This is a genomic window from Massilia sp. FBCC-B171 (assembly GCF_059134155.1).
In genome coordinates this window covers 3885365-3905893 of record NZ_CP101443.1, presented here as the reverse complement: position 1 = coordinate 3905893, position 20529 = coordinate 3885365, and the positions used below count along the sequence as shown (strand labels likewise).

The following is a 20529-nucleotide window of genomic DNA, read 5'->3' as shown; positions in this document are numbered from 1 at the left end:
AGGCGACCAGATGACAAAGTCCGAGCTGATTGCACGACTGGCTGAGCGTTATTCTCAGCTGGTCGCCAAGGATGCGGAGTACGCAGTCAAGACCATCCTCGACGCGATGACCAACGCCCTGGCGACCGGGCAGCGCATCGAGATCCGTGGTTTCGGCAGCTTTGCGCTCAACAGCCGTCCGCCCCGCATCGGCCGCAACCCGAAGTCCGGCGACAAGGTGATGGTGCCCGAAAAACGGGTACCCCACTTCAAACCGGGCAAGCAGTTGCGCGAGCGGGTCGACGCGATGGTCGGGCAACCGATTATCGAAGACTGAAGTCGTCTGCCACGTGCAGGCAACAGAGAACGGCGTCCATTGGGCGCCGTTTTTTTTCGTCGATCGTTTCACCGTACGTTTGAATTGGACCCGTAGCGTGGGCGGGTCTCCCGCCCACGCGTTCAACGAACGTACGAATAGCCGCGCAGGCATTTCATACCTAATCTGAACGCGTGGGCGGGAGACCCGCCCACCCTACGTCCCTCCGTTAAACGCTGCCATAAATTCCCTCAGCTTTGAAATAAACTTGCAGATATGCGACACTGCGCCTTTGCACTTCCCACCGCCAGGCCCACCAGATGAAATTCGTCTCCACCATCGCGGGATTTATCCTGTTCGTCCTGTTTTTCGGCTTCGCGCTGAAGAACACGCAGGAAGTCGACCTGAACTTTTTCCTCGGCTACGAACTGCGTGGCCCGCTCGTGCTGATGCTGCTCGCCTTCTTCATCGCCGGCGCCGCCCTCGGCATCCTGGCCCTGACGCCGACCGTGTTCCGTCATCGCCGCGAAGCTTCGCAGCACAAGAACACCGTGCAGGCGCTGCAGAGCGCCGCCGGTACCGGCAGCGCCCAGCCGCCGGCGGACGCCGTCGCCGTCGTGCCCCATTGAGCGCGCGTCGCGCTCATCAACCAAGAATAAGAACCCATGGAATTTGAAACCTGGTGGCTGCTCGCCGTCCCCGTCTTCTTTGGCCTCGGCTGGATCGCCGCCCGGGTCGACATCAAACAGATCCTGTCCGAATCGCGCACCCTGCCGCGGGCCTATTTCAAGGGCCTGAACCTGCTCCTGAACGACCAGCCGGATAAAGCGATCGACGCCTTCATCGAGATCGTCACGCTCGACCCGGAAACGGCCGACATGCATTTCGCACTCGGCAACCTGTTCCGCCGGCGCGGCGAAATCGAACGCGCCATCCGCGTCCACCAGAACCTGCTGGCGCGCCCGGACCTGCCGCTCGACCAGCGCGCCCAGGCCCAGTACGAACTGGGCATGGATTATTTGAAAGCCGGCCTGCTCGACCGCGCCGAAGAGACCTTCAATGGCCTGGTCGACGGCAGCTACAGCGTGCAGGCCCAGCGCGCGCTGCTGGAAATCTACCAGCGCGAAAAGGAATGGAGCCGCGCCATCGACGCCGCCGCCGGCCTGCAATCCTCCGGCGCCGGCGCGCGCCAGAAGGAAATCGCCCAGTTCTATTGCGAGCTGGCCCAGGACGCCCTGGTCAGGAGCGACCTGGCCGACGCGATGGCTTTGCTGGATAAAGCCCTGCACGCCGACCGCAACAGCGTGCGCGCGACCATGCTGCTGGGCGACGTCCTGCTTGCCCAGGGCGAAGTCGAGGCCGCGATCGCCACCTGGAAGCGCGTCGAGCAGCAAAGCGTGCCGCACGTGGCCCTGGTGGCCGGGCGCCTGATGGACGGCTACCGCCGCGTCGGCCGTCCGCAGGAAGGCGTCAACCTGCTGCGCTCCTATCTTGCCGAAGCGTCCTCGATCGACCTGATCGAAGTCGTTTTCAAGGCCGTGATTGAACTCGACGGCGTCGACGCTGCCAAACAGCTGATACTGGACGAGCTGCGCCGCAATCCGACCCTGCTCGGCCTGGACAAGCTGCTCGAAGCGCGCCTGATGGACGCGCCGGCCCATATCTGGGAAGAGCTGTCGATGGTGAAGAACCTGATCCACGGCTACACGGCCAAGCTGGCGCGCTACCAGTGCAGCCACTGCGGCTTCAAGGCGCGCCAGTACTACTGGCAGTGCCCCGGCTGCAGCCGCTGGGAGACCTACCCGCCGCGCCGTACCGAAGAACTCAATGTAATCAATTAATTGACCGACGCAAGCCGATGACCAACACGACCCCGATCCGCCTGCTCGACGGCGCAGACTATCTCCACACCGCCGCCCCGCGCCTGGACAACGTGCGCATGCTCGTCGTCGGCGACGTCATGCTCGACCGCTACTGGTTCGGCGACGTCTCGCGCATCTCGCCGGAAGCCCCGGTGCCGGTGGTGCGCATCGAGCGCCGCGAGGAGCGCCTCGGCGGCGCCGCCAACGTGGCGCGCAACGCGGCCGCCCTGGGCGCCCACAGCGGCCTCTTGGGCGTGGTCGGTGCGGATGAGGCGGGTACCCAGGTCGAGAGCCTGCTGCGCGACTCCAGCATCCACAGCTACCTGAAACGCGACGCAGCCATCTCCACCATCATCAAGCTGCGCGTGATCGGGCGCCAGCAGCAGATGGTGCGCATCGACTTCGAGGATGCGCCGACCGAGAACGTCCTGCGCGACAAGCTGACCCAGTTCAAGGCGCTGCTGCCGGACTACGACGTGCTGATTTTTTCGGACTACAACAAGGGCAGCCTGGTCAACGTCGCCGAGATGATCCGCGCCGCCCGCGCGGCCGGCAAGATCGTGATGGTCGACCCGAAGGGCGACGATTTTTCGCCCTATGCGGGCGCCAGCATGCTCACGCCGAACAAATCGGAATTGAAGCGCATCGTCGGCAGCTGGAAGAGCGAAGAGCAGCTCACCGAGAAAGCCCAGGCCCTGCGCATCGAACTGGGGCTGGACTCGCTGCTGCTGACGCGCTCGGAAGAGGGTATGAGCCTCTACACGGAACATGAGGTGCTGCACGTGAACGCCGACGCTCGCGAAGTGTTCGACGTCTCGGGCGCCGGCGACACCGTGATCGCGACCATGGCCGCGATGCTGGGCGCAGGCGCGCCGCTCGACGTGGCGCTGGCCACGGCCAACCGCGCCGGCGGCATCGTCGTCGGCAAGCTCGGCACGGCCACGGTGACCCGCGACGAGCTGTTTGCGGCTTGAGTTAAATTAAAGGAATCGTGTCAACATTCTGGGGTGCCGCGCGTTAAACCGGACAGGACGGCATCCGCTGTCCGACTTCCTGAATGGAGACACCCGATGATCAAGAAACTGATGATTGCCATTGCCGCGCTGGTCGCTTCGACCGGTTTCGCATTCGCCCAGGTCGATGTCAACAAGGCCGATGCCGCCGCCCTCGATAGCGTGAAAGGCGTGGGTCCGGCCATGTCGAAGATTATCCTCGACGAGCGCGCTAAGGGCGAGTTCAAGGACTGGGCCGACTTCCAGAAGCGCGTCAAGGGCGTCGGCGACAAGAAGGCAGCCAAGCTGTCCGAAGCCGGTCTGCAGGTGAATGGCAAGGCCATGGAAGGCAAGGTTGCCGCCGCCAAGCCGGAGAAGACCGCCAAGGCCGCGCCGGTTGCCGCCAAGGATGCCAAGGCCAAGCCGACCGAAGCGAAAACGATGTAATCGTCGCTGTTTATCCCCGGGTATATTTGCATGTAAGTACGGAAAAGACCCGGGGCGGCATGAGAAGATGGAAAATCGACAGCATTGATTTTCAAGGATTCTCATGCCTTCCCCACGCATCGCCGCCGGCCTCGCCGCCGGTCTGTTCGCCAGCAGCGCCATCGCTGCCCCCGCCGCCCCCGACCTCTCCCGCCGCCAGCCGCAAATCAGCAAGATCGTCGCCGAAATTTCGCCGAAACGCATCGACAATACCATCCGCAAGCTGGTCGCCTTCGAGACGCGCCACACGATGTCGGACACCAGCTCCGAGACGACCGGCATCGGCGCCGCGCGCCGCTGGATCAAGGCCGAGCTCGAGCGCTGCGGCGCCGGAACTGGCCTGCAAGTAGCCTTTGACAGCCACATCGCCCCGGTCTCGGCGCGCATCTCGCGCCCGACCGAGATCGTCAACGTCGTCGCCACGCTGCCCGGCACGCAGGATGCGTCGAAAGAGCGCCTGTACGTCGTCAGCGGCCACTACGATTCGCGCAACACCGACGTGATGGACGCGGCCGGCCAGGCCCCCGGCGCAAACGACGACGCCTCGGGCACCGCCGCCGTCATGGAAATGGCCTGCGTGATGGCCAGGTACAAGTTCGATGCGACCCTGGTCTTCATGGCGGTCGCCGCCGAAGAGCAGGGCCTGCTCGGCGCCGGCCATTGGGCCAGGCAGGCGCGCGCGAACAACCTGAACGTGGCCGGCATGTTCACCAACGACATCATCGGCAGCGCGCGCGCCGACGACGGCCGCGTCGACAACAAGCAGGTGCGCCTGTTCGCCCAGGGCATCCCGGCCACGAAGGAGATGAGCGAGACCGTGCGCCAGCTGGTGGCCACCGGCGGCGAAAACGATTCGCCCTCGCGCCAGCTCGCGCGCCACACCAAGGAGCAGGGCGAGCGCTATGTGAAAGGCTTCAAGGTCAACGTGATCCAGCGTCACGACCGCTACCTGCGCGGGGGCGACCACATGCCCTTCCTCGAACAGGGCTATGCGGCGCTGCGCTTCACCGAGCCAAACGAGGACTTCGCGCACCAGCACCAGAACCTGCGCACCGAAGGCGGCAAGGTGTATGGCGACCTGATGGAATTCGTCGACGCCGGCTACACGGCCAGGGTGGCGAAGGTGAACGCCGCCACGCTCGCCTCGCTGGCGCTGGCCCCGGGCGCGCCGCAGGGCGTGAAGGTGCGCACCGACAAGCTCGTGAACGACACGACGCTGGTGTGGCAGGCCAATCCGGAACCGGACCTCGCGGGCTACCGCATCGTCTGGCGCGAGACGACGGCGGCCGGCTGGCAGGGCGCCAAGTGGGTCGGCAACGTGAATGAGGCCACCGTGAGCCTGTCGAAGGACAACGTCTTCTTCGGGGTGCAGGCGGTCGACAAGGACGGCAACGTCAGCGTCGCCACCGATCCCGTGCCGCTGCGTTAAGCACCCGGCCATGCGCGCTCTTGCGTCCCGGTTTAGAATGGCAGCTTAAAGAACTGCAAGAGAGAAGCATGGCCTACAAAACCATCGAAGATACGATCGGCAATACCCCGCTGGTGCAGCTGGTGCGCCTGGGCGGGGCGGATGCCGCTGCGCGCAACAACATCATTCTCGGCAAGCTCGAGGGCAACAACCCGGCCGGCTCCGTGAAGGACCGCGCGGCGATGTCGATGTTGAAGAATGCCGAGGAGCGCGGCCAGATCACGCCCGGCGACACCATCATCGAGGCGACGTCCGGCAACACCGGCATCGCACTGGCCATGGCGGCCGCCATCCGCGGCTACAAGATGATCCTCCTGATGCCCGACAACCTGTCGATCGAGCGGCGCCAGAGCATGGCCGCCTATGGCGCCGAGATCGTGCTCACGCCCAAGACCGGAGGCATGGAATACGCGCGCGACATGGCCGAGCAGATGCAGAAGGAAGGCAAGGGCATCATTCTCGACCAGTTCGCCAACCAGGACAACCCGCTGGCCCACTACCAGACCACCGGCCCCGAAATCTGGCGCGATACCGACGGGCGCATTACCCATTTCGTCAGCGCCATGGGCACGACCGGCACCATCATGGGCGTGTCGCGCTACCTGAAGGAGCAGAGCGAAGCGGTGCGCATCATCGGCGCCCAGCCCGAGGAAGGTTCGTCGATTCCGGGCATCCGCAAATGGCCGCAAGCCTACCTGCCGAAGATCTACGACAAGACGCGCGTGGACCAGGTGGAAAACGTCAGCCAGGCGGCAGCCGAGCAGATGGCGCGCCGGCTGGCGGCGGAAGAGGGGATTTTCTGCGGCATCTCGGCCGCCGGCGCCTGCGAAGTGGCGCTGCGCATTTCGCAGACCGTGGAGAATGCGACGATCGTCTTCATCGTCTGCGACCGCGGGGACCGTTATCTCTCAACCGGCGTATTCCCGGCCTGAGAGCGTGTGAGAAATCCTCCATGGCGGCGTTGCATCGTCTCGCCGTACTAGCGTACTGTCTTCGACGATGCGCCTTGCCCTGAAGGATTTTCACACGCTCTAGGATGATGAGGCAATGACCAATGGGGCGATTGGATCGCCCCATTTTTTTCGTCCATCAATCTCATGCGGCCCCAAGAAAACCCGGGCCGCGTGAGAATTGCGTGAGTATTACTCGCCGCTCGATGCCGAAGGCGACGCGCCTTCTTTTGGCTTGAACTGCTTGTCGCTGATGCGGAACTTGTTGCGGCGATCGCCCATCAGGTAGCGCAGGTCACGGATCGACAGGTCGCTCACTTCGTGCATGCGGATCAGGAGCGATGCGCCGACCGGCAGGCGGTGGTGGCGGATCTTCGAGATCACTGGCGGCGCAACTTCCAGGGCGCGCGACAGGGCTGCGTCGTTCTTCAGGCGCAGGTTCTCGATCAGGGTGTCCAGCAGGCGGTTCGGGTTGTATTGCAACAGTTCATCCGACTCCGCATCGCTGCTCATATCAATGCCGACTTGGTTTGTCATGATTTCAAATATTCCTATTTTGGGTTGACGAAAATCGCTTGCGGCGTTTCGATTCCGGAAGTTCTTTCGAAAAAATCTACTCAATTGTACAACTAATTTCGACTCTAGTACTTATGAGCAATAGAATTCGGTGCGAAGCCTCGGCCCTGTTGTCTAATCGCAACAATAGCCGCAATGCAATTCTCTCACAATCTCACTGAAAAAATAATTGTTTTTTAATTAAATTTAAGTGTAGAGGAAACACAAGTTGCGTGCCACACGTTTCAGAATGATATGCACGAATGCTAACAAAAGTGGGGGTATGCCGCGCCGTTGAATGTTTCCATAGAGTACAGAAACGCGGCGGGAGGAGATACACCGGGGGAGTACCCGGCGTAAAGGGCGCTGCCTGAAGGAAAAAAGGCGGCAGCGCAGTTACAGGTTGTTACAATTTATTGACAATAACACCAGCTCTACAATGTCTGCGCGTCCCGTGCCTCGCGCACGGCCCGGCCGAGGTCGATCACCGACATGGCATAGAAATAACTGCGGTTGTACTTGGTAATGGCAAAGAAATTATCGTTCGCTACCCAGTACTCGGTCGCCTCGGCGCCGTTTTGCAGGTCGACCAGGCCGTACAGGCGATCGGCCGGCAAGGCCACCGGGGACACCACGCCGGCCGCCGTCAGCTCGTCCGCGCGCAGGGTCGCGGCCAGGCCGCGTTCGAGCAGCGGTTCCCAGGCACGGTGCGCGGCGACGTCGACCGGAATCACGTTGGGGCCGGTGTCGCTCGGCTTCCAGCCGTGTTCGATCAGGAAGTTGGCGACGCTGCCGATCGCATCCTGGGTCGAACCGCGCAGGTCGATGTGGCCGTCGCCGTCGAAATCCACCCCATATTTCAGCACATTGCCGGGCATGAACTGCGGCATGCCGACCGCGCCGGCAAACGATCCCAACAAGGTGAAGGGATCGATGTTTTCGTGGCGCGCGAGCAGCAGCGCATTTTCCAGTTCGCCGCGGAAGAAGACGCTGCGCGCCGCCTTGTTCGGCGCTTCCGGATAGGCAAAGGCCAAAGTCGTCAGGGTATCGAGCACGCGGAAGCGCCCGGTGTCGCGGCCATACACGGTCTCGACGCCGATGATGCCGACCAGGATCTCGGCCGGCACGCCATAGGCCGCTTCGGCGCGTGCCAGTGCGGCGGCGTTCTCGTTCCAGAAGCGCAGGCCGGCGTTGATCCGGATCGGCTCGATGAAACGAGCGCTGTAGGCTTGCCAGTTCTTGGGTTTGCCGGGCGGCGCGGGCTTGACCAGCTGGACGGCCGATTCGACGAAGCGCACCTGGCGCATCTGGTTTTCCAGTGCGCCGCGCTCGAAACCGTGCTTGGCCACCATCTCGTCGACGAAGTCGCGCACGGCTTGCCAGTCGCTGAAATTGATTTGTTCGCCGGCGTAGTCGATCGAGGACACGGCGGCGACCGCCGCGACGGCAACCGCAGCCGCGGCGGCAGCCTTGCGCGATTTGGGCAGCTTGGGGCCGGGTTTGGAAGGAGAAGGTTTCGCCTTGCCGGCCTTGGCCTTCGCGATCTTTGCTTTCGAGGGCGGATGCTTCGCGCTGGCGCTGGCATCGAGGATCGGGGCTGCTGCAACAACAAGTGCTGTGAGAAGTGATACGAACTGTTTCATCTAACTTGCGAAAGTAAGCGCTTCAGGGTCGCGGCCAGATGCGGGTCGTTGCGGCGCGGCGCATAACGCCAGGCGCTGTAACGCCCGAGGAACTCGCAGGCCGCCGTTTGCGCGGCTGGTGCGAGCAGCGCCGCCGCCTCGAGGCGTGCGGCGTAGGCGCTCGGGCCTTCATCTGCCGAACGCGCCAGACCCATGCGGGCCAGGCGCGAACACAGGGCCGAGTATAGCGCATGGACCGGGTCGATTTCGCGGCGCCGCTGGAAGAATCGGAAGAGCAGCAACACAGTTATCAGGGAAGCTAGCAAGACTGGCATGCGCCAGCCCAGTCCCGTCGACAGCGAGGACTGCACGCTCTCGACCAGGCTCGCCTGGCGCCGCGGATTGTAATTGAGCACCCACTGGTTCCAGCCGTTGTTGACCGCCCCGGCGGCGTAGCGCATTTGCGCGACCCAGGGATGGGTGTCGCCGCCCAACTGCATGAAGCGTCCCAGTCCTTCGATGCCGAAGGGCGCGCGCGGCGGAATCGCCCCATTCAGGCCGCTGCGCACGCGTTCCGGCGCCACCGCGGCGGTCGGGTCGACGCGCACCCAGCCGCGCCGCGGGAGCCAGACTTCGGCCCAGGCATGGGCGTCGGACTGGCGCACGGTGACGAAGCCGTCGATGGGATTGAGTTCGCCGCCCTGGTAGCCGGTGACCACGCGCGCCGGCACCCCGGCCGCGCGCATCAGGAACACGAAGGCGCCCGAAAAGTGTTCGCAGAAGCCCGCGCGGCTGCCGTACAAAAAATCGTCGACGGCGTCGCGCCCCAGCAGCGGCGGGTTCAGCGTGTAGACGTAGTCGTCGCGCCGGAAGCTGTTCAATACGGCCTCGATGCGCTGGACCGGGTCGGGCAGGGCGCGCAGTTCGAGGCCGGCGAGCAGGGCGCGCGGGTTGGTCTCGGCGGGCAGCTGCAGCCAGTGACCGGCGTCTTCCGGCAAGCCCTTGGGCTGCATCCGGTAGCCGAGGTAGGAGGTGGCGCGGTAGCGCAGGCGCGTCTCGACCGGGAAGCTCGTGGTGAGCTCGAATTCGCCCGAGACGTTGGCGATGTTCCCGTCCAGTTCGGGCAGGCGCTGCGGCATCTCGAGCACGAACAGCCAGCGCGTGTACGAGGGTTCGAGCGTGACTTCGTAATGCAGGGGCTTGCCGGTGACGACCAGCGACAGCGGCTGCTGCGCCGTGTGGCGCGCCAGCCTGGCGTCGAGCCGGGTCCAGGTGCGCCCGTCGTAGGCGCCCAGCACCGGACCGCGCCAGTACAGCTGCTCCTGGTTCGGCATGCGGCCGTCGAAGCGCACCCGGAAGGCCGGTTCGCCCGATTGCGCCAGGTTCGCCATCGTGCCCGGCGCCATGGTCTCGGACATGCCCGAACGGGCGCTGCTGGCGTCGCCCGGCATGCCCCAGAGCGGCCCTTCGATGCGCGGGAAGAGGAAAAACAAGGCGAAAGCAATGGGCGCGGCCAGGCCGAGCAATTTGGCGCTCATCAGGAAGCGCTGGCGCAGCGGCGGCACGGCGCCCGTGAATTGAAAACTCAGCTGGGCCGTCAGCAGCGCCAGCACCGACAAGGCCATCAACAGCGCCGTGCCGATGCCCTGCTCGTAGAAGAAATTCGTCAGCACCAGGAAGAAGCACAGGAAGACCACCACGAACAGGTCGCGCCGCGCGTGCATCTCCAGCATCTTGAAGGTAACCAGCAGCACCAGCATGGCCACGCCGGCATCGCGCCCGAGCAGGGTGTTGTAGCTGTGGGCGACGCCGAACATGGCGGCGCCCGCCAGCGGCAGCAGCAAGAGGCTGGGCGGCATGCGCTTGCCCTGCAGCGTGATCGTGGCGCGCCACAGCAGGGTCAGGCCGCACAGCAGCGAGACCCACAGCGGCAGGTGCGACACATGGGGCGCCAGCACCAGCAGGGCCGCAAACAGCAGCAGCAGGGTGTCGGTCTTGTCGCGCGGCAGGGCGGCCAGGCGCGCGAGCAGCGCCTTCATCGCGCGCCTCCCTGGCCGTACAGGGCGAGCGCGCGCAGGCAGGCCGCCTGGTGCGCCAGGCCATTCGCGGCATCGACATGCTCGGTGCCGAGGCGCAAGGCATAGGGCTGGGCGCGCCCTTCGGCTTCCAGCACCCAGCGCGTCATGCGCGACAGGCGCAGTTCGAGATCGATTTGCGGCGAGAGGGCCGCGAGATCGAGCACCAGCTCCTCGCGCGCGCCGCCTTCGAAATGCTTGGTCGCGAGCTGGCCGCCGTCCTGCGGGTCGAGGCGCGCGATCTGGCGCCAGGCCATGCGCCGCAGCGGGTCGCCCGGCTGGTAGGGACGCACGCCGGCGAAATCGTCTTCGCCCGCATGGCCGGCGCCGTCGATGCGGCTGCTCGCCGCGGCCTGAGGCAACGGCGGCGCGCCTTCTTCGGGGAAGGGATAGACCAGGGCGCGCGCGTCGGGACGCCAGTAGCTCCAGGCGCGGAAGAGGCCGAGCGGAAAGCGCGTTGCCAGGCTCAAGCGCGGCGCGTCCAGCCAGCCGCGCTGTTCGCTCGGCAGGGCCAGGCGCACCGAGGCGCTGCCGTTGGCCGGCACGTCGAGCGCGTGGCGCGCCTCGCCGGCGGCGGCAAGGTCGACCAGGATCGCGTAGCGGGCACGGGCCGTGGTGTTGCGCAGCTGCAGATGGAAAATGGCTTCCTGTCCCGCGAACACGTTCGGCACGCGCTGTACCGACAGGCGCAGGTAGGCCAGGTTGCGCCAGGTGAGCACCATGTCGACCAGCGCGCAGGACAGCGCCAGGAAGGTCAGCGCATAGCCCAGGCCCAGGTTGTAGTTGATCGAACCGGTCAGCAGCACCAGCAGCAGGGCGCCGAAACCCAGGCCCGGTTTGGTGGGCAGGATGTAGATGCGGCGCTGGCCGAGCAGCAGCTCGCCGGCGTCAAGCGCGCGCGGGCCGATGCGCTCGCCGATCTGCAGGCCCAGGCGCCGGGTCAGGCTGGAACGCGCCATGGCATCGATCCTAGACCGGCACCGATTTTTGCAGCTGCAGCACCAGGTCGCGGCTGGCCAGCGCCATGCCCTGCGCCGATTTCACGGGCCGCAGCCGGTGCGCGCAGACCGGCACCAGCACCGCCTGGATGTCTTCCGGCAGCACGTGGTCGCGGCCTTCGAGCGCGGCCCAGGCGCGGCCGGCCTGGAGCAGCGCGATCGCGGCGCGCGGCGACAGGCCTTCGGCGAACAGGGTGCCCGAGCGCGACGCCTGGGCCAACGCCTGCACGTAGTCGATCAGCGAGCTTGACGCGTGGATCGCGCGCAGCGCCTGCTGGGCGTCGATCAGTTCGAGCGGGTTCATGGCGGCCTCGATCGAGCGCAGCATGGCGCGCCGGTCTTCGCCCATCAGGAGCGCGCGTTCGGCGGCCGCGTCCGGATAGCCAAGCGATAAGCACATCAGGAAGCGGTCCAGCTGCGACTCGGGCAGGGGAAAGGTGCCGACCTGGTGCGCCGGGTTCTGGGTTGCGATGACGAAGAAGGGTTCGGGCAGGGGACGCGTCACGCCGTCGGTGCTGACCTGGCGCTCTTCCATCGCCTCCAGCAGGCCCGACTGGGTCTTCGGCGTGGCGCGGTTGATCTCGTCGGCCAGCAGCACCTGGGTGAAGATGGGGCCGGGGTGGAAGGCGAAGCCGTTCTTCTCGCGCTCGTAGACGGAAATGCCGGCCACGTCGGCCGGCAGCAGGTCGCTGGTGAACTGGACGCGGTTGAATTTCAAGCCGAGCGAGAGGGCCAGCGCATGCGCCAGCGTGGTCTTGCCGACGCCGGGCACGTCCTCGATCAGCAGGTGGCCGCCGGCCAGCAGGCAGGTAAAGGCGAGGCGTACCTGCTGGTCCTTGCCGACCACGATCTGGCCGACCTGGCGCGCGGCGGCGTGCAATTTGTTGAACATATGGCTTCCAATAGAATGCTGCGGGGCCGGAGGCGGCATGGTAGATTAGCGCCATTGGCAACTCTTCTTTCCAGGCGGCGGCACACCTTCTCCCGATGATTCTATGCGAGAACCGGACATCCCGGTGTATGGCTGAGCAGCAAGCAGGGAAGAACCACAAGCGCACGATCATGAGCACAGCAATCTACAGCCATCCCGACTGTCTCAAACACGACATGGGCGACTGGCATCCCGAGTCCCCGAGCCGCCTGCAGGCGATCGAGGACCAGCTGATCCTGGCGCGCCTGGACGGCCTGCTCGAACGCCGCCTGGCGCCCCTGGCCGAAGTCCCGGCCATCCTGCGCAACCACACCGAAGGCGCACTGGCGCTGGTGCGCGACCATGTTCCGACGACACCGGGCGAGACCTATCCGCTCGACGCCGACACCCTCCTGTGCCACGCCAGCTATGACGCGGCCCTGCGCGCGGCCGGCGCGGCGCTGGCTGCGACCGACGCCGTGATTGCGGGCGACATCAGCAACGCCTTTTGTTCGATCCGCCCGCCGGGACACCACGCGACGCCAAAAGAGCCGATGGGCTTCTGCCTCTTCAATAACGTCGCGATTGCCGCGCGCCATGCGATGGAAGCGCACGGCCTGGAGCGCGTCGCCATCGTCGACTTCGACGTCCACCATGGAAACGGCACCGCGGAGTCCTTCCGCGACGACCCGCGCGTGCTGATGGCGAGCTTTTTCCAGCACCCGTTCTATCCGAACACCGACCCGGAGCCGATCACCGCCACCAATGTCAACGTGCCCGTGCCGGCCAGGAGCGGCGGCGACGTCGTGCGCCAGGTGGTGCAGGAATACTGGCTGCCGGCGCTGCATGCGCACCGTCCGCAGATGATCTTCATCTCGGCCGGCTTCGACGCCCACCGCGACGACGACATGGGCGGCATGGCCCTGGTCGAAGCGGACTACGCCTGGATCACGCGCCAGATCATGGCGGTTGCGCGCGAACACGCGGGCGGGCGTATCGTCAGCTGCCTGGAGGGCGGCTACGAACTGTCGGCACTCGGCCGCAGTGTCGTTGCACACCTAAAAGTTCTCGCGGAACTTGATTAAAAGCAAATAATATTTGCTTTTGCGCCGATACAACGCAATATCCTGCTATCCCTTGTTCAATTGACTCTTAGCGAGCTCAGGCATACATTCGGCTGAGCCGCAAGACGCGGCTGCGCCTGGCTCTGCCGGCAGCAAAAGGCACCGAGACAGGCGTCAACTCAAAAAACGAGGAGATATTGTGAAGAAAGCCTTGCAAATGGTAATGGCGCTCTGCCTCCTGGCGGCGTCGAGCTTCGCAGCAGCAACCAACTACACGCTCTGGGTCAACGGCCGTACCGGCGGCGGCGTGGTCGGCAACTACAACAGCTGGACCTACTGGGGGCCAGGCACCACGGCCGCCGGCATCAACAAGAAATCCGTCAACTGGGACGGGCGCAGCAGCATCGCTTCGCAAAGCGGCAAGATCCGCGACGCGCTCGACTGCTTCTGCACCGGAAACAACTGGTGCTATGTCGTCACCCACAGCGCCGGCGACCTGATGATGGGCTACACGATGGCCAATTACGGCGGTTCGGCGCGTACCAAGAAAAATGCCGTCGCCAATTCCTCCGGCGTGTGCGGCAACAGCGACGGCACCGCGCAGACCGGCTGGAACATCAAGTGGGTGCGCGCCGCTTCCGGCGCGGGCGGCGGCTCGGAGCTGTCGGACGTGGGCTCCTGGACCACCTCCGAACCCCTGGTGCAGGACCTGAAAACCTCCACCGCGCGCGCCATGTACAACCACAACACCACGCGCAGCGTCTGGTTCTACATGTATGCCGGCGCCAAGGGCACGGCCTACTCCGGGGTCCTGCCGGGCCAGGACGACGAGGCCGTGGCCTACCACAGCACCGGGGGCGTGTCGGGCAGCGGAGGCGGGTCCTACTGCAATCCGAGCGACTGGCTGTGCAACGACCTGACGCTGGGAACGGCCGCCAACGAAGGCGGCAGCCAGAAATGGAGCTATCACTCGGTCAGTTTCCGGGACGATGGCGAAGCCTACAACCACTATGCGAACGGCAACTGGGGCGGCATCGTCGGGGTCGTGCGCAGCGCCGTGGTGAACAGTGCCCTCTGATCCATCCCAAGCGGGCCGCGGCGGCCTGCGGCGCTGGGGACCGGCAGTGCTGGTCCTGGCGCTGCTGGTCCTGATCGGCTGGCTCGTCGTGAAAAGCGACGCGCCCCCAGGCCCCGCCGCGGCCGTCGCCACCGGCGGCGCGCCGCAGGGCCCGCAGTTCTTCGGCCAGGTGGACGGCCAGCCGGCAGCGGCGCTGCCGGGCGAACGCGCGCGCCAGCGCCAGCAGCTGGTCGACCACTACGCGCTGACCGACCACACCTATTGCAGCTACCGCGAGGGCAGCATGTACCCGGCCCATTCGCGGCCGATGTCGCAAAATACCGACCAGGCTTATCCCAACAAGCCGGTGCTGGAAACGAACCCGATGCGCGGCGACGACCGGCGCGGCAATCCCGACATCCTGATCCAGACCTCGCAGTCGCGCGTCTACCTCGCCGCCGGCGAATCGGTCGCGTTCTCGCTGCGCGCGATCGAGCCGAAGGGTGCCGTGCTGCCGCTGGTGGTCACGCGCGCGATTGCCGCCGGCATGGTGACAACGGGCGGCCGCGCAACAAGCCAGGTGCCGCTGGCCTTCACCGACGACGGCAGCGGCGCCGATCCGGCCGCGGGCGACGGCGCCTTCACCGGCGTGCTGACCCCGGCCCAGACCGGCCTGGGCGTTTTCCACGGCACCATCCGCACCGAAGTGCGCTACACCGTGAACGGCAAGAACGGCGCGGTGATCTTCGACGTGATATATTCGCCGAAGGTGCCGGCCGTCTGGGCCGGTGCGCCGCGCGAGGCGATGGAAGACGGTTCCCTGGCCTTCGTGCTGCGCGCCGACGTGCGCCAGCCGGGGCGCTACATCGTTACCGGCCGCGTCGACGATGCGAAGGGCCGCCCGTTCGCACTGGCCACCTTCAACGAGGTGCTGGGGCCGGGTCCGAACGACATCAAGCTGGTCGTGTTCGGCAAGCTGATGGTCGACGGCGCGCCCGTGCTGCCGCTGACCCTGCGCGACGTCGACGGCTACCTGCTCAAGGAAAACGTCGACCCCGACCGCGAGCTGATGCCGCGCCTGGAGGGTCCGGTGCTCACCAGCCGCAACACCTCGATGAAGGGCGTGTCGGATGCCGAATGGAGCAGCGAAGAGCGCCAGCGCCATCTGGACGAGTTCGCGAGGGACCGCAAGAGCGCCGCCTCGGCGCTGGCGACGTTCGATCCATCGCAGCCGCTGCCGCCGAGCGCTTGCGGGCCAGTGAAATAGACGACCCGGCGCCCCTTGTCGGCGGCGCCGGGTTTGATCCGCTGTTCGGTATTGTTCGAGCCACGTCCTGCGGTGCGCCATTGACGCGCCGGCCTCCTTGTCACAAGAATGGCCGTTCGCGGTCGGCCGTTCCCACGCCCCACTGCCACCAATTTCCTAAACAATGGAGGATGACATGGGACGTTCCGCGCGCCTTGCCGTTTCATTGTGCCTGCCCGGCCTGTTTGCCGCCGGGTTGGCGAGCGCCACCAACTACACGCTCTGGATCCACGGCCGCACCGGCGGCGGCGCGATCGGCAACTACGACGACTTCAGCTACTTCGGCCCAAGCGAGGTGGCCGCGGGCGTGAATAAAAAATCGGTCAACTGGGATGGGCGCAGCGGGGTCGCCTCGCAAAGCGGCACCATCCGCAACGCCCTCGATTGCTTCTGCACCGGCGGCAACTGGTGCTATATCGCCGTCCACAGCGCCGGCGACATGTTGTTGGGCTATACGCTGGCCAATTACGGCGGCACCTGGCGCCCCAAGAAGAATGCCGTGGCCAACGCCGCGGGCGAGTGCGGCGACGCCGACGGCACGGTGCAGACCGGCTGGAACATTCGCTGGGTGAGGGTGGCGGCGGGGTCGTCGGGCGGCAGCGAACTGGCCGACATCGGCGCCTGGACCACGAGCGAAGACATGGTCCACCAGCACAAGGTCAGCACGGCGCGCGCCCTCTACAACCACAACGACACGCGCGGCATCTGGTTCTACCGCTACGCGGGAGCCAGGGGCACCATTTACTCGTGGGCCCTGCCGGGCCAGGACGACGAAGTGGTGGCCTACCACAGCGCCGGCGGCGCTGCGGGCAGCGGCGGCAGTACGCTGTGCAATCCGGGGGACTGGTTCTGCAAGGACCTGACGCTGGGGTCGGGCGCGAACCAGGGCGGGCGCGCCAAGTGGGCTTTCCACTCGGTCGTGTTCCGCGACGACGGCGAGGATTACGGCCATTACACCGGGGGCAACTGGAGCGGGATCACCTCGCTGGTGCGGCGCGACATGGAATCGATGGCGCGCTGAAGGGACCTGGAAGAGGGGAAATCGGTCGCGGACGGATTTCCCCGCCCGTGTTCACGCGCCGGCGGCGCCAGGGCGCGCCATCCGCTTTTTCTCGGCCGCGCTCGGCCGCTTGCCTACCACGTACACCACATACATCGGCTGCGCCGCGCCGGCCTGGGGCTGCGCCAGTTCCACTTCGGGCACCACGCCGGCCCGGCTCGCAGGCGGCGCCCGTTCGCTCTTCCCATCCAGGCAAGCTGCCAGCACCAGGAGCGCCAGGGCCCCGAAAATCCATACCTCGACGTTGCGCGCGAAACCCATGACGTTCTCCATGACGTGACTGCATCGCGGCCACAGCGGCCGTCCCGCCATCGTGCGCGTCCGGATTGACTCGATATTGCAACGGATCAAGTCAAAATCATTCCTAGTGGAAACAGAACCACACTGTCCCGGGACGCTGGGCAAGCTAGAGCGTAAAATACCGCCTCGTTCGCAGAATTTGAAAGCACAGCATGTCGATACAATGGTTCCCGGGCCACATGAACTCAGCCAAGAAGCAGGCGGAAGAGCAGATGGAATTCATCGATCTCGTGATCGAAGTGCTCGACGCACGCCTGCCCGAGGCGAGCTGCAACCCGATGGTCGACCGCATGCGCAAGTTCCGCCAGCGCCCGATCCTGAAAATCCTGAACAAGACCGACCTGGCCGATCCGAACGCGACCGCCGCCTGGAAAGCCTATTACGACGCGCAGTCCGGCGTGACGGCCTATCCGCTGACGACCAAGAAGCCGCTCGAGGTTGCGCGCATCCCGGCCCTGGCGCTGTCGCTGGCGCCGCACCGCGGCGTGCCGACCAAGCCGCTGCGCATCATGATCATGGGCATTCCGAACGTCGGCAAATCGACGCTGATGAACGCCCTCCTGAAAAAGCGCGTGGCCAAAGTCGGCGACGAGCCGGCCGTGACCAAGGTCCAGCAAAAGCTCTACCTCGACAAGCACACGGTGCTGGTCGACACCCCGGGCCTGATGTGGCCGAAGATCGAGATGCCGAGCGACGGCCTGATGCTGGCCGCGAGTCACGCGATCGGCACCAATGCGCTGATCGAGGAAGAGGTCGCCTTCTTCCTGGGTGACGTCCTGCTCGAGCGCTATCCGCAGCTGCTCACCGCGCGTTACGGTTTCAAGACCGAGGGCCTGGACGGCATCGGCGTGGTCGAGCAGGTCGCCGCACGGCGCGGCTTCCGCATGCGCGGCGGCGAGTTCGACGTCGAGAAAGCGGCCCACGTGCTGCTGCATGACTACCGCAGCGGCGCGATCGGGCGCATCAGCCTCGAGACGCCGGAATCGCGCGCCGTGCGCCTCGCAATGCACGCGGCGGAGAAGGCGGAGAAGGAGCGTCTCGCTGCCGAAAAGGCTGCGGCCAAGGCCGAAGAGGCCGCACGCGGCAAGCGCGGGACATGATGTAAAGACGGTGTGGGAGCGCCGAGAATCGTAGGGGTCATTGAGGCCAATGGCCTCAATGACGGGGTCACCGGACTCCCGAGTCCACGCGTTGGCCGCATGATCTGCCGGCGCTTTCTCTCTTGTCCGATATATAATGCACCCCGTTCTGGTGCCCGCGTGCGCAATCCGCACACGCAGTTAAACGGGAAACACGAAGCCACGGCGCCTCCGGCGTCCGGCCAACGTGTGCTGCCCCCGCAACGGTAAAACAAGCGTCGCCCCGGCGACTGGCCCCCTCGAAGACCACTGTGCCCCGGCACAGGAAGGTGAGGCGGCCCCGACTTGCTAGCCCGGATACCGGCCAGGACAGGTGGACAGGCTATTTGCTTTGTCCGTTGAATCCGAACTGCGGGGACGCAGGGCGGATGCTCCTTATCGAAGAACCACACCATGACTTTTGCTGCTGTTTCGAACAGCGCGCCGGCGATCAAGCCGATCGCGCTGGCCTGCGCTTGTTTCCTGTCCCTGTTTGGTGGCGCCGCCCATGCGGATGACGAGCCCATCTCCACCGTCCACGTGACCGGCGCGCGCTTCCCGAGCGACGCCGCCTTGCCCGCCATCGGCGCCACCGTGATTACCGCCGACGAGATCCGCAGCGCCGGCGTCAGTGACGTCAATGCCGCGATCCGCAAGATCGGCGGCGTGTATGGCCGCCAGAGCCTGGACGGCTCGCCCGACTTCGGCCTCGACCTGCGCGGCTTCGGCACCAACAGCAGCCAGAACCTGGTGGTGCTGGTCGACGGCGTGCGCATGAACGAAAACGAACTGGCCGGCAGTGTGCTGGCCGGGATTGCGATCGATACCGTCGAGCGCATCGAGATCGTGCGCGGCGGCAGCAGCGTGCTGTACGGCGAAGGCGCCACCGGCGGCGTGATCAACATCATCACCCAGCGCGGCAGCGAAGCGGGCTACCACGGCGCGCTCGTGCTCGAGCGCGGCCAGTTCGACCAGCACGATGCGCGCCTGTCGCTGCGCCACGGCATGGGTCCCCTGTCCTTCGACCTGGCGGCAGCCAACCAGGCCACCGACAACGACCGCAGCAACAGCAAGTTCCGCCAGAAGGCCGTCAGCGGCGGCTTCCAGTGGGCGCAGGACGCGACGCGCCTGGGCCTGCGTCTTGAATCCGCGCGCCAGGAATCGCGCTTTCCCGGCTCCCTGACCCTGAGCCAGTTCAAGACCGACCCGGAGCAGACGAATACCCCGGACGACTTCGGCAATCTCGATACCGACCGCGTCATGGCCTTTGCCGAGCACCGCATCGGCAACCTCGAACTGGCCGCCGAGCTGTCGCACCGCGAACGCGAGGTCGGCGCGCACTACGCGTACGAGTTCGATGGCGTCGCTTACGTGAGCGAAGTGGACTATTTCACGCGCCAGACCCAGTTCTCACCGCGCCTGCGCCACATCAAGCGCTCGGGCGCCTTGCTCAACGAGTTCGTCGCCGGCGTCGACCTCACGCGCTGGAAGCAGGGCACCGACCTTGGCGTGCGCTTCGAGCAGGATACGCGCGCCGTCTACCTGCGCGACGAAATGCGCTGGGCCGGTGCCGCCAACGCGCGCCTGGCATTGGGTGGACGCCACGAGCGCTTCGACAAGAAGGACACGCTGGCCTACGAACCGGGCAATCCGTTCGGCGGCGTGCCGTCCGGTGAAAGGTCGCTCAATGCATGGACCGTGGAAGGCAGCATCGATCCACTGGCCGGCGTCACCGTGCACGCAAAAGCAGGACGCAGCTACCGTATCGCCAACGCCGACGAGAACAACTTCCGCTCGAGCGACGGCCTGCTGGAACCGCAGACCTCGCGCGACCTCGAGCTCGGCGTGACTGTCGGCGACAAGGCGCGCCAGGTGTCGGCGCGCGTGTTCCGCCACCGCCTGCGCAACGAGATCTTCTTCGATCCGACCCTGTTCGGCAGCTTCGGCGGCGCCAATACCAACCTCGATCCGACCCGCCGCCAGGGGTTCGAACTCGACGCCCAGGCCGACCTCGGCGCCGACCTGCGTCTCTCCGGCCACGTGCAGCACGTGAAAGCCGAATTCACGGGCGGCCCGAACGCCGGCCGCGAGATGGTGCTGGTGCCGAAGAACGTGCTCACCGCGCGCCTGGCCTGGCTCCCGAGCAATGGCCAGAGTGCCGACATCGGCGCCCAGTACGTGGCTAAGCAGCGTTACGGCAGCGACTTCGCCAACGATTGCGCGGCGCGCATCCCGTCGTACACCACCTTCGACGCGCGCTATGCGATCAAGCTCGGCGCATGGGAACTGGCCGTCAATGGCCTGAACCTGGGCGACCGCAAGTACTTCAGCCAGGCCTTCGGCTGCGAGAGCGGCATCTATCCGAGCAACGGCCGCCAGCTGAAACTGTCGGCGCGCTACGACTTCTGATT

General features: G+C 65.7%; 19 protein-coding genes and 1 riboswitch. Of the genes, 13 read left to right on the top strand and 6 right to left on the bottom strand.

Going from position 1 to position 20529, the window contains the following annotated elements:
- Positions 1 to 10: 10 nt before the first annotated feature.
- The 7 genes from NMB41_RS17680 (at position 11) to cysM (ending at position 6035) form a co-directional block, all read left to right on the top strand.
- Complete coding sequence (locus tag NMB41_RS17680) at positions 11 to 316, top strand: integration host factor subunit beta (RefSeq protein WP_056344442.1); 306 nt, start codon at positions 11 to 13, stop codon at positions 314 to 316.
- 299 nt (positions 317 to 615) lie between these two features.
- Entirely contained in the window at positions 616 to 924 is a 309-nt protein-coding gene (locus NMB41_RS17675) for a LapA family protein (RefSeq protein WP_494379109.1), read from the top strand.
- Between the two features lie 36 nt (positions 925 to 960).
- Entirely contained in the window at positions 961 to 2136 is a 1176-nt protein-coding gene (lapB, locus tag NMB41_RS17670) for a lipopolysaccharide assembly protein LapB (protein WP_494379108.1), read from the top strand.
- 17 nt (positions 2137 to 2153) lie between these two features.
- A complete protein-coding gene (gene rfaE1, locus NMB41_RS17665) occupies positions 2154 to 3131 on the top strand; it encodes a D-glycero-beta-D-manno-heptose-7-phosphate kinase (RefSeq protein WP_494379107.1) in 978 nt (325 codons plus the stop codon).
- A gap of 96 nt (positions 3132 to 3227) precedes the next feature.
- Entirely contained in the window at positions 3228 to 3596 is a 369-nt protein-coding gene (locus tag NMB41_RS17660; protein ID WP_494379106.1) for a ComEA family DNA-binding protein, read from the top strand.
- Positions 3597 to 3699: 103 nt separating this feature from the next.
- Complete coding sequence (locus tag NMB41_RS17655) at positions 3700 to 5064, top strand: M28 family peptidase (protein ID WP_494379105.1); 1365 nt, start codon at positions 3700 to 3702, stop codon at positions 5062 to 5064.
- 68 nt (positions 5065 to 5132) lie between these two features.
- Complete coding sequence (cysM, locus tag NMB41_RS17650) at positions 5133 to 6035, top strand: cysteine synthase CysM (protein WP_494379104.1); 903 nt, start codon at positions 5133 to 5135, stop codon at positions 6033 to 6035.
- A 210-nt stretch (positions 6036 to 6245) separates the two neighbouring features.
- Here the strand turns inward: cysM and NMB41_RS17645 are convergent, their stop codons facing one another.
- From NMB41_RS17645 to NMB41_RS17625, 5 genes are all read right to left on the bottom strand, one after another.
- Positions 6246 to 6590, bottom strand: coding sequence for a hypothetical protein (locus NMB41_RS17645; protein WP_056344418.1), 345 nt, complete (start codon positions 6588 to 6590; stop codon positions 6246 to 6248).
- Between the two features lie 452 nt (positions 6591 to 7042).
- Positions 7043 to 8251 carry a lytic murein transglycosylase B gene (gene mltB / locus NMB41_RS17640; protein ID WP_494379103.1) on the bottom strand — a complete coding sequence of 403 codons (1209 nt, stop codon included), beginning with the start codon at positions 8249 to 8251 and terminating at the stop codon, positions 7043 to 7045.
- The gene (locus NMB41_RS17635) at positions 8248 to 10269 is read right to left on the bottom strand and encodes a transglutaminase TgpA family protein (protein ID WP_494379102.1); all 2022 of its coding nucleotides are present in this window, start codon (positions 10267 to 10269) and stop codon (positions 8248 to 8250) included. The genes mltB and NMB41_RS17635 overlap by 4 nt, the downstream gene beginning before the upstream one ends.
- Positions 10266 to 11264: a DUF58 domain-containing protein gene (locus NMB41_RS17630; RefSeq protein WP_494379101.1), complete on the bottom strand. Its 999-nt coding sequence runs from the start codon at positions 11262 to 11264 to the stop codon at positions 10266 to 10268. The genes NMB41_RS17635 and NMB41_RS17630 overlap by 4 nt, the downstream gene beginning before the upstream one ends.
- A gap of 10 nt (positions 11265 to 11274) precedes the next feature.
- Entirely contained in the window at positions 11275 to 12195 is a 921-nt protein-coding gene (locus NMB41_RS17625; protein ID WP_494379100.1) for an AAA family ATPase, read from the bottom strand.
- A 170-nt stretch (positions 12196 to 12365) separates the two neighbouring features.
- On the opposite strand from NMB41_RS17625, the gene NMB41_RS17620 reads away from it, so the two are divergent.
- The 4 genes from NMB41_RS17620 to NMB41_RS17605 all read left to right on the top strand — a co-directional run bounded on the left by NMB41_RS17620 (position 12366) and on the right by NMB41_RS17605 (position 16661).
- Positions 12366 to 13298 carry a histone deacetylase family protein gene (locus NMB41_RS17620; RefSeq protein WP_494379099.1) on the top strand — a complete coding sequence of 311 codons (933 nt, stop codon included), beginning with the start codon at positions 12366 to 12368 and terminating at the stop codon, positions 13296 to 13298.
- A 202-nt stretch (positions 13299 to 13500) separates the two neighbouring features.
- Entirely contained in the window at positions 13501 to 14355 is an 855-nt protein-coding gene (locus tag NMB41_RS17615; RefSeq protein WP_494379098.1) for a hypothetical protein, read from the top strand.
- Positions 14345 to 15601 carry a choice-of-anchor X domain-containing protein gene (locus NMB41_RS17610; protein ID WP_494379097.1) on the top strand — a complete coding sequence of 419 codons (1257 nt, stop codon included), beginning with the start codon at positions 14345 to 14347 and terminating at the stop codon, positions 15599 to 15601. The genes NMB41_RS17615 and NMB41_RS17610 overlap by 11 nt, the downstream gene beginning before the upstream one ends.
- A 175-nt stretch (positions 15602 to 15776) precedes the next feature.
- A complete protein-coding gene (locus NMB41_RS17605) occupies positions 15777 to 16661 on the top strand; it encodes a hypothetical protein (RefSeq protein ID WP_494379096.1) in 885 nt (294 codons plus the stop codon).
- A 51-nt stretch (positions 16662 to 16712) separates the two neighbouring features.
- Here the strand turns inward: NMB41_RS17605 and NMB41_RS17600 are convergent, their stop codons facing one another.
- Entirely contained in the window at positions 16713 to 16961 is a 249-nt protein-coding gene (locus tag NMB41_RS17600) for a hypothetical protein (protein ID WP_494379095.1), read from the bottom strand.
- 218 nt (positions 16962 to 17179) lie between these two features.
- On the opposite strand from NMB41_RS17600, the gene ylqF reads away from it, so the two are divergent.
- Positions 17180 to 18100 (top strand): ribosome biogenesis GTPase YlqF, encoded by a 921-nt coding sequence (gene ylqF / locus NMB41_RS17595; protein ID WP_494382865.1) that lies wholly within the window; start codon positions 17180 to 17182, stop codon positions 18098 to 18100.
- A gap of 132 nt (positions 18101 to 18232) precedes the next feature.
- Positions 18233 to 18462, top strand: a riboswitch (cobalamin riboswitch).
- 70 nt (positions 18463 to 18532) lie between these two features.
- On the top strand, positions 18533 to 20527 hold the full coding sequence (locus tag NMB41_RS17590) for a TonB-dependent receptor (protein WP_494379094.1): 1995 nt from the start codon (positions 18533 to 18535) through the stop codon (positions 20525 to 20527).
- Positions 20528 to 20529 lie beyond the last annotated feature (2 nt).